This is a genomic window from Candidatus Albibeggiatoa sp. nov. BB20, assembly GCA_016744725.1.
Lineage (GTDB): Bacteria > Pseudomonadota > Gammaproteobacteria > Beggiatoales > Beggiatoaceae > Albibeggiatoa.
On sequence record JADGDW010000163.1, the window covers coordinates 1 to 9,936 of the forward strand.

Below are 9,936 nucleotides of genomic sequence, written 5' to 3' on the forward strand. Positions count from 1 at the left end.
GCTAGACAGCTTAAGCAAACTATTTCGAGTGATTAAAGAAAGACTTGATACGCTGATTGATGCTGTTGAGAAATAATTATGTTAACTCGTTCCTGCACACTACAAGCTGTAGGAGCGAGATTATTCATGACGTAACGAGTTATCTTGCCATTCTGAGGAATTGGATGAATCGAAAATGACGGATGACGCTATCGCTTATCCATCCTACAACTTATGACGCAGAGCGTCTCAATTGCATTCCAATGGCAACCGTTGGAACGAGAGAAACCTTAGAAATATTATCATTCTATAGCGGGTTTATCAGTCCCGATTGTTTCCGCTGTTTGCTGTGTGTTTTCATCCTGCTTACACTGTTGATAAAAATCGGTATTTTCTTTATTCATGCCTGATACAACATAAGAGCTGTCGACCTTGTAAGCAATATCCCCCTTATTTATTTGGAAAAACCATCTAAATGAATAGATATATTCTGGGTCGGCTTTACAAACACACTGATCCCACAACTCGAGACTGCTTGCTTTTAATTGTTCCGTTTGCTCAGTTGCTGACTGAGTCTCTCTTAAATAAGCTAACATACAGTATGCCAGTCCATTTGGTTTTCTATCAACATTGATTTTCTGTGCAAGTGCAGTGGCTTGCTTTTCATATTTTATGGCTTTTTGTAACTGCTTCTGAGCGGCCTTATAATTAACTTCTTGCTCTGAAAGAATAGCCCAGCCAATGTTTTCGTGATATTTGTACAACAAGCCATATATTTTCGATAAGCGACTTTCTATTTTTTCTATAGCATCTTTGGCATCCAATCCAAAATGATTCAGCATCTCAACTAAGCCACTGACCTCTTGTTCTGACATTTCAATTTTATTATTTCTAAAATCAATGAATTGTTTTAATACATCTCTTTCACCTTCAGCACGCTGTAATCCTATGAGTAAATAGCCTGTTGCTAAGTCAATATCGGGTTTTCTAGATATAGGGTTGAGTCGATTAATATACACACGCCCCAAACCATTTAAATGCTCATAATTACCATCATTCACACTGGCCATGTAATACTGAACCGCTTTTTCAAGGTTGCCCAGAGATTCATAAATCCGCCCTAATTCACCATTAATCTTGTCGTTATCAGGATCAATAGCCAAGGTTTTTTCATACGCTTCTGCTGCACTGGCTAACTCACCTTGTTCATAGAGTTTTTGGCCTTGTTCAAAGTAAAAATCATCTAAATAACTGTGCAAAGCAAAGGTGAATAATAAAAATATGATAGAGACAGCAAAAATCGTTTCTGCATGAAGTTTTGGCGAAATATGAAAATAGGTGAGTATTTCACGGACTTTGTTTTGTCCTATGGTGGATAATGCACCACCACCAATCAGGGCTAAACCTAAACCTTGGAGCACAGTTGAAAAAGTGGTAAAAATTTGCGAACCCGTACCAATGGACAGTGCCGAATAAATGCTAAAAACGAAACTCGCAGATAATGCCAATACTACAACGGTTAAACCAGTCCAAACCCAATCATATTTATCCCAAATATCCATGGGTGGCTTGAAAAACCACCACCAATATTGTTGTTCGATATCCGCTCTGGTTTGCCATTTTGCTAGGTCGATGTTCTGAGCAATCATTTCCCCCATATTTTGTAATCTTACATCTAATGCATCTAATCGTTGAATCGGCTCCCAAGATTCCTCAGACAGTTGGCACTGCTGACAATGTATCAATAATAGTTCTTCAATTTTGGTGCGCAGCAATAGCAGTTCAACAAGCCTGTTTGTTTGCACTTCTTCTTTCTTGTCAAAAAGCGGTTCAATGATCTGTAATTTATCTGCAAATTCATCAATTTTTTGCTTTAGATTATCGTCACTTGGTAAATTGATTGTTTTATCCATAAAAATTACCTTAGTAAATACTTTTTGTATATAAATAATTAGCGAGAAAATATCTATTTTAAATCATTGCTGTACTTAAAGAGACAGAAATAAAATTACAAATTTAAATTATTTTTTACGAAAGAGAATAGGTTAGCATAAGGAAAGAATGAATTTAGAATCAGTTTGGTATCAGTTGCTTGATGCGGTTGTTTTGGAGAAATTGAGAAGATAGAAATGTAAATGATGTCGTCATGCTTGGACTCGGAATCCTTCCATGCCATAAATCGCAAAAATATTAAAATCTAGGACTGCCAACCCTTGGGTAATGGGTAAATATCTTTATTTCTCAGTTTATTATGGTTTTAAAAATATTGTTTATACATAGAAATGCCTAATGTCCAAAAATAGATTAATATACATGCTCTAATATCTGGAAATCAGGTATAAATCAATCAAATAGAAAAAAGTATTCTCATATGAAAATAGCTCAATTTATTTATATTTTGCTTTTTATTTATCAAATCAATCTTGTTCATGCCCATGAGTGGCAAGCATTGATAACGGATTCTATCAGTATTAATCATATTGCTATTAACCCTCACAACCCCGATGAAATACTGGCCAGCTCAGATACCAATCTATTCAAAACTCAAGATGGTGGAAATACTTGGGCTACGATAATAGAGGAAAACATAATAGACCCAATCCAAAAAATTGCTTTTAATCCGCAAAACCCACAAATAATTTACATTGCCACGGGTAATTATGTAGATGACATCTATAGATCAAGTGAAATCTACCAATCTCAGGATGCGGGTATATCTTGGCAGAAGTTAGAAAAAATATTTATTCCCGGTATTGTTGATTTAAAAGTCAATCTAAATAAGCCTAATATTTTATATGTTTTGACAATTACAGGTTTGTTTTATAAAAGTATTGATGCTGGAAAAAGTTGGGGGGAAGCAGTCAATAGCTGTGGACACACTGCTGTCACAAGTGCAGATATGATGGTTCTTCACCCTTACAATCCAGACATTATCTATGTTGCTCTGCTTCAAACCCCTTTTTCGCCTACAGATGAGGGTTTATTTCAAAGTACTAATCAAGGAGACACTTGGAAACAAATAAATGGCCGATACATTTTCCAAAATATTGATGCTGAATATCTTTCTATCGCTATTAATCCACACAATCCATTGATCTTTTATCTCGGTATGGCAGATAATTTAACCATTTACAAAAGCATAGATGGTGGGAGTACAGGCTTTGAAATCAATGAAGATCAGTTACAACTTACAACAGAAACGGTTCAAATTAACCCGCATCAACCTGAGATTGTTTATTTAGGTACAACAACAGGTTTATACCGTACGATAAATGGGGGAGAGGCTTGGACGCTATTGGCAAGCAATAATAATGGCAAAGAATTACATATTAAAACCATTGCTATTGATCCTTTCCAGCCTAATACATTGTACATTGGCACTGCAGAACAGGGTTTATACCGATTTACAGCAACAGAAAAATGTATTGCAAACTATGACTCTGAGACAGCCAAAGTGAGCATTCCTTGTATGACCTCAAATCATGAAACATTACAATATCAGGTTGAGTTACAAAAACGTAAAGCCGAGCCTCTGTTTGAAGTTTCTCAAGTTCAAGCAAATCCATAACTAGATATCTCATTCTGCGGAATTGGCCAAATCGAAAATGACGGATGACGCTATTGCTTATCCATCCTACGGCAAAAGAATTAATGTAGGGTGTACAAGCGCAGCATCATACAGCAATTAGATATTTTTCAACGCGTCATTTTCTTAACAAAAACAACAACAAATAAAGCCGTCATAAACGTACCTGAAAAAGCTTCTAAAGCCGCAAATAAGCGCGAAAAACCCACAGGCGCAATATCGCCATAACCCAACGTCGTGAAAGTCACCACACTAAAATACAAACAGTTAGCAAAGTTTTGCAGGTTTTCTAACCATGAATTGCTTGGATGAAAAGCCAGCTCACCCGAGCTACTTTGTATGCCTAATAAAAAATAACAAATTGCAAAAAAAACAATAAACCCTGTAGAAAAACCTGATATTCTTAATGGTTTTTCTCCATAACCACATAATAAATCAACTGTTTTAGAAAAAAAACGGCGATATGAAAAAAGTGGCATTTGAAGACGACGCATCACCATTTCACGATAGAAAAAGCGACCTGCTTGCTCAAATGCACCTCTAGCCTCTGCGGTACGGCGTAAATTGCGATAAATTTCTTCAGCTTGTTCTGATAAATCCAACGCTCGCAATGTTTTTTTTTGCTTAAATAAAGGGCGGGCTTGACGTTCTTGGAGTACGGGTAAATCCCAGATGATATGCTCCGCTTTGGCGTGCTTGAAGTTTGTGCCTAATAGATTAGCGTGGCTCAAATTCGCATGATTTAAATTCGCGGCGGTGCAATTGGCTTTCATTATGGAACTGTCAGATAAATCAATATGGAATAAATGCGCATTCTGTAAATTGGCTCGATATAAATCAGCATAGCGCAGACTAAATCCTGCATCTGTACTGTGTCCGCTGAGATGAATACCCGCTAAATTAGCATGACGTAACGAAAAACCTGTCATAGAATGGCCTTGTTTAGCCCAATCTTCTAATTGCTTTTTTACCGTATTGCTGGATTTATCTGTATGCGGATCATGCCAAAAACATAAACTGTGTTCTCCAGCTTGTCCCTGACAAGATTGCCCTTCTGGGTCAACATATTGACATTGTTTCACACGCAATATCTCATTATTATTCATAGTGTTACTTGATTTTTAACTATTTAAATTATTGAGAATATGGCTGATGATTTCCACAAACACCAATCGCTCAAAGCCACCACGGCATAAGTATGCAAACGTAATTCAAGTCGATGGCATTCGGTTAAGACTGTTCGGTAATAGTGTAATTGAGTTTCAGCTTCGACTAAAGCCTTTTGTACTGCGGATAGTTGAGCAAGTGTCTCACGTGGAGTCTCTCGCACTTGTTTGCCTGTCATATTGATGGTGTCTAATTTTAAGTATTTAAATTCTATAACATGATCCAACAATTGATATTGACGCATATCGGGACGTACAATTAAACTTAAATCTGCATAACCTTTGTTCAATTCCTGCTCAGAATCCATAATATAAAACGTATCGGAAAACAACAGGGTCAGAAACGTCGATTTTATAACTAACTCATTGCTCCATTTATAATCTCGATTATCAAATACTTGGAAATAACGGTTTTCGATAAAATCACATAATGGTTGCAGATTGTCGCTGTGATAAAAATGTTCTGTCGCTTTTCGAATACCTTCTTTGTCTTCATATTCAGGCAATAACACATTTTCAAGCCGTTCGACATAATAAACGCTGAATCACCAAATTAGGTACTTGCAAACTCAAACGCCCCATGAAATCCCGTTCACCCAAAGTCACTACGCCCAAATAATATAATAATGAAGCCATAAACTTTTGATCTTTCGGCGCATATAGCATTTCCTCAACACCGAATTTATCAGCCAACTCATCTATTTTGGGTGGATTGTCGGGGTCTAAAATACGGGCGATGATGTCTTGACCATGCGGCAGTTTGGCAATGTAATTAATACGATTTCAAATAAGTGAATATATTGAGTGCGATCGGCATAGTAATAACCTTGCGAAATCAGTTTTTCAAAGTCTGCCAGTCCGTAGGGGAATTTCATGATTCGGTTCACAGTTTGGGCATTGTGATGCGGGGTAGGGGATGTATTGAAAAGTTTGGCAGAAATGGAGCAAGATCGCAATTTTTCCCATTCGATTATGCCTGCTAAAATCAAAACTAGGAATATAGCATAAGCATATTTTAAAGATAGGGGCAGGATGACTTTTATTTCATCCAGATATATCAAACCTGTAAAAGACGCTTATTTTTCATATTTTTGAGAATGTAAAATTAATAGGTTACATTTCTAAAATAATCAATTTTTGGCGTTCTTTTACAGTCACGATATTATAGGTAAAGCGTTATGCACACGCTCCAGCATTTTCTAACGCTGCTTCAAATTTTTTAGCATAGATTTCGATTTTATGGGCGCAATCTAACCCATTAATGATTCGTCTGGCATTATAATAATCAACTCTTTGTCCTTGGTTATGGTCACCAATGTAATTTTTTAATGCCTTCCCTGTAAAAGTACCTAAAAACATGCCATAAAACATAATGAAAGTAGCATATTCTGGCTTTTTGATGTCTTCAGGGCATTCAGTGAAGTTAGGGGCATCTGGATAGTAAGTTTGGACGTGCTTGGTTGCATTTTCATAGTTAGTTCGTCCTGTGATTTGGACATAGCCTCGTCCATGAAATTTTGCACCGTCTCCTTTTTTTGTGTTACCTAAACTGCACTGTTTCTTCTCATACATGCGCGTAAAATATTTATCACTGCCATGTTCGGAAATAGGTTGCATGGTTCGTGCTGTTTCGTGGTAGGTTGTTGCAAGCATATAGGCTAACCAACCGATATTACGTATATCCCAATTTTCTTTGAATTTGCCCTTTGGTTGACATGGTTCTTGTTCCCAAAAGTCAAGAATTTCATTGATTCCACTCACTTGTGGTTGGGTAAATTTTCCATCAAAGAAGTTTTCTCTAACTTCATGGTAAAATGTGTCTCTATCTATTGACATTGTTTTAGTCCTCTTGAATCAGTGTTGTCAGTTAGTACTTAGGGTGTATCTACATCAGAAATCTTGATTCTGACGATTTAATCTTGCCTATTCCTAAATCTTCAAATCTACTTGTAATGTTGAAAGTGATACTGGAGTACTCAACTCAGCCCGTTTTATTGTGGCAGAGGAGATATAACAATGTTTATATAAGCTTTGTTCAGACATTCCCTCTTGGCTTAGGGCTTTTTTTGTCGTAATTCTCTAAGTTTTCTTCCATTAATATCAATTCCTTTTTTACGCACTATTGCCTCTTTTAATATGATTTATCGTTTATATTGAAATGATAGTACTCTAAGTAAATAAAGTGGCCAGTATCACTTTAGTGTCAGTTACTCATAAATAATGACTTACTACATACAAAGTTTATTTAATAGTTAAAATTCAATCACTTAATTTAAAAAGCAATTTTGTTAATATGAGTTTTGAAAAGCTGGGAGATTGGTTGAAATAGGAGAATCACAATATGTACTTATTAGTGCTGAAGAAGAATTCATCTGAAAACATGGAAGTTGATTTTTTGTATATATGAGTTAGATATGAATATAGGAATAAATTTAGATTATGATTTTTTGTTTTAAAATATTCTTAATTTTCAATTAATTAAATTAAAATAATGTTATATTAACAATGCTTGCTAATATAAATATAGTGATTTTGGATTTTAGATAAATATGACAATCTTTAGGCCTTCATAGATATAACGGAGTATTTGTAGCTAAAAGCCTGAATTTGAATTTTTTTGATATTTTGATAAAAAAGACAATAGGCTTAGGAAATTAAAACTTGTTCATGCGGAAATAAAAGTTTATTTTACGGAATTTTTTATAACTTATTGTTGCTATTATGAAATTAAGATTGATATGAGTGAAGAACGTAGAGTGTTTTAGTGCAGCGTTATACACTAAGCACATTACATAACTGCAAATCAGGTTTTGAGTAAATGAGTGTTTGTTGAAATGAGTTTATTGTTTTTATTCGATTGCTGTTGTGGGAGTCGAGCACATCGAGGCGGTCGAGACGTGGCACGACTGTGTATAAAAAATGTCTCTATTTATTATTTTAAGGTCGAGGCAAATCGAGCCGTTTTGAGTGACTTTAGATAAGTGGTTTAGGAATAATGAGAACAAGATTAAACGGATTTAAGGATTAGCAGGATTAAAGCTACAACATCCTGTCTATCCAATCATCCGTTACATCCTGTTCAAAATCGACTTGCGAACAAGATGAAACGGATTTAAGGATAATCAGGATTTAAAGCTATATCCTTACTAATAAAGCCTGAAGCCATCAGATTACCAAGGTGTTATGGTGTTAATCGTTTCTTTTCCATGTTTACGATAAATAGAAAAGTCACTGTCAAATGTGAGTAGTGGGCTATTTGGGAGTAATTCGGTCATTCTAAGTAAGCAGGCATCTGCTAGTGACATTGGTATGTTTGTATATTTATTCAGGAATTTGCTGATTTTGTCTGATTCTTGTTGCAAATTAAAAGGTGTGGATAACCAACCTTGGTTTAGCATTTCAATTATGTCTTCAGCAGAGCCACCATTTCGACTGATTAAAAAACAAGCTTCGGTTAATACCGCTTCACAAGTGAGTAACGGCGGGCTTATTTGCTCTAGTTGTTGATATGTCCAAATATGGTATTTATCTCGCTGGCTTAAGTAGGCAACTAAAGGCCCTGTGTCGACAATGATATTTTGCTTCATTTCCCAAAATCTTTTAAATAGTCGGGGTTGGTGGAAAGATCAGCAGGGGCTTGTTTTATTTTTCCACAGTATGCTTTTGTTGCTTGGGTAAAGGATAGGTTTGATGTTGATGGTTGTGTTTCTTGTTTTAGTATGATGATTTCTACTTTATCGCCTGCGGCAAATGGATGTGTATCGAGTTGGATTGTGCCTGTTTCATTGATTGTTGTTTCTATTCGGTGGGCGTACATAGTCATGACTCATTTGTTTAAACTCATTAGAAGTATTGGTGATATTCGTAGAAAATGCAATCTAAGGTGAAACCCACTTGAGAACAAGATGAAACAGATTTAAGGATTAACAAGATTAAAGCTAAAACATCCTGTGCATCCCATCATCCGTTTAATCCTGTTCAAAACCGACTTGCGAACAAGATGAAACAGATTTAAGGATTAGCAGGATTAAAGCTACAACATCCTGTCTATCCCATCATCCGTTTAATCCTGTTCAAAACCCACTTGCGAACAAGATGAAACAGATTTAAGGATTAGCAGGATTAAAGCTACAACATCCTGTCTATCCAGTCATCCGTTACATCCTGTTCAAAACCTACTTGCGAACACGATGAAACGGATTTAAGGATTAACAAGATTAAAGCAAAACATCCTGTGCATCCAATCATCCGTTTAATCCTGTTCAAAACCCACTTGAGAACAAGATGAAACAGATTTAAGGATTAGCAAGATTAAAGCGACAACATCCTGTCCATCCAATCATCCGTTTAATCCTGTTCAAAACCCACTTGAGAACAAGATGAAACAGATTTAAGGATAAGCAAGATTAAAGCAAAACATCCTGTCCATCCAATCATCCGTTTAATCCTGTTCAAAACCCACTTGCGAACAAGATGAAACAGATTTAAGGATTAGCAAGATTAAAGCAAAACATCCTGTCCATCCCATCATCCGTTTAATCCTGTTCAAAACCCACTTGCGAACAAGATGAAACAGATTTAAGGATAAGCAAGATTAAAGCGACAACATCCTGTCCATCCAATCATCCGTTTAATCCTGTTCAAAACATTCCATATCAAAATGCCGCAAAATCCCCCGTATTTGCTCCGCTTCAGGGATACGCATCTGTTGTGCGGCGTGCAGGGCTTCACATAGGAGTTGATTGGCTTCGGGGCGGCGTGGAGGGGTAAATTGCATTAATATGATTGCCATATTGGTTTGTGCAACTAAATATGAGCGCACATCGCCAAGGCGTTCAAATGCAGGTAAAAGTTCATCGTTAAGAATGCGCAAAGCCTCATCGAGTTGTCCACGGGCTTGTAAGATGTCGGCGATGACTCCTTGTGTTACAGCAATTTGTTTTACATCACCTAAATGTTGAAAATCAACCAAAACGTCTTGATTAATGCGCAAAGCCTCATCGAGTTGTCCACGGGCTTGTAAGATGTCGGCGATTTGACCCATGGTCACCGCTTTTGAGCGCACATCGCCAAGGCGTTCATAGACGGGCAACTCTTCAGTTTGACGAATGCGCAAAGCCTCATCGAGTTGTCCACGGGCTTGTAAGATGTCGGCGATGACTCCTTGTGTTACAGCAATTTGTTTTACATCACCTAAATGTTGAA

The 9,936-nt window shown here is 36.6% G+C and carries 9 protein-coding genes; 1 reads left to right on the plus strand and 8 read right to left on the minus strand.

The features are described 5' to 3' along the window. Positions 1-281 precede the first annotated feature (281 nt). Positions 282-1,892: a tetratricopeptide repeat protein gene (locus ABXH34_RS15380; RefSeq protein ID WP_353572770.1), complete on the minus strand. Its 1,611-nt coding sequence runs from the start codon at positions 1,890-1,892 to the stop codon at positions 282-284. A gap of 458 nt (positions 1,893-2,350) precedes the next feature. On the opposite strand from ABXH34_RS15380, the gene ABXH34_RS15385 reads away from it, so the two are divergent. Beyond that, entirely contained in the window at positions 2,351-3,547 is a 1,197-nt protein-coding gene (locus tag ABXH34_RS15385) for a WD40/YVTN/BNR-like repeat-containing protein (RefSeq protein WP_353572771.1), read from the plus strand. Between the two features lie 128 nt (positions 3,548-3,675). Here the strand turns inward: ABXH34_RS15385 and ABXH34_RS15390 are convergent, their stop codons facing one another. The 7 genes from ABXH34_RS15390 to ABXH34_RS15420 all read right to left on the minus strand — a co-directional run. Continuing rightward, positions 3,676-4,647 carry an ion channel gene (locus tag ABXH34_RS15390; RefSeq protein ID WP_353572772.1) on the minus strand — a complete coding sequence of 324 codons (972 nt, stop codon included), beginning with the start codon at positions 4,645-4,647 and terminating at the stop codon, positions 3,676-3,678. 47 nt (positions 4,648-4,694) lie between these two features. After that, positions 4,695-5,243: a PD-(D/E)XK nuclease domain-containing protein gene (locus ABXH34_RS15395; RefSeq protein ID WP_353572773.1), complete on the minus strand. Its 549-nt coding sequence runs from the start codon at positions 5,241-5,243 to the stop codon at positions 4,695-4,697. A 210-nt stretch (positions 5,244-5,453) separates the two neighbouring features. Further along, positions 5,454-5,606 (minus strand): AAA family ATPase, encoded by a 153-nt coding sequence (locus tag ABXH34_RS15400; protein ID WP_353572774.1) that lies wholly within the window; start codon positions 5,604-5,606, stop codon positions 5,454-5,456. Between the two features lie 301 nt (positions 5,607-5,907). Beyond that, positions 5,908-6,567: a hypothetical protein gene (locus ABXH34_RS15405; protein ID WP_353572775.1), complete on the minus strand. Its 660-nt coding sequence runs from the start codon at positions 6,565-6,567 to the stop codon at positions 5,908-5,910. Positions 6,568-7,901: 1,334 nt separating this feature from the next. Next, positions 7,902-8,318 (minus strand): type II toxin-antitoxin system VapC family toxin, encoded by a 417-nt coding sequence (locus ABXH34_RS15410; RefSeq protein WP_353572776.1) that lies wholly within the window; start codon positions 8,316-8,318, stop codon positions 7,902-7,904. Continuing rightward, positions 8,315-8,554, minus strand: coding sequence for a hypothetical protein (locus ABXH34_RS15415; RefSeq protein WP_353572777.1), 240 nt, complete (start codon positions 8,552-8,554; stop codon positions 8,315-8,317). Before ABXH34_RS15415 ends, ABXH34_RS15410 begins: the two co-directional genes overlap by 4 nt. An 807-nt stretch (positions 8,555-9,361) precedes the next feature. Continuing rightward, the coding region (locus tag ABXH34_RS15420; RefSeq protein WP_353572778.1) for a tetratricopeptide repeat protein at positions 9,362-9,936 on the minus strand (575 nt) is incomplete at its 5' end.

Bases quoted from the DNA above. Each gene is read 5' to 3' on its own strand.
- ABXH34_RS15380 (WP_353572770.1), bottom strand. From the start codon at position 1,892: ATGGATAAAACAATCAATTTACCAAGTGACGATAATCTAAAGCAAAAA.
- ABXH34_RS15385 (WP_353572771.1), top strand. From the start codon at position 2,351: ATGAAAATAGCTCAATTTATTTATATTTTGCTTTTTATTTATCAAATC.
- ABXH34_RS15400 (WP_353572774.1), bottom strand. From the start codon at position 5,606: ATGAAATTCCCCTACGGACTGGCAGACTTTGAAAAACTGATTTCGCAA.
- ABXH34_RS15405 (WP_353572775.1), bottom strand. From the start codon at position 6,567: ATGTCAATAGATAGAGACACATTTTACCATGAAGTTAGAGAAAACTTC.
- ABXH34_RS15410 (WP_353572776.1), bottom strand. From the start codon at position 8,318: ATGAAGCAAAATATCATTGTCGACACAGGGCCTTTAGTTGCCTACTTA.
- ABXH34_RS15415 (WP_353572777.1), bottom strand. From the start codon at position 8,554: ATGACTATGTACGCCCACCGAATAGAAACAACAATCAATGAAACAGGC.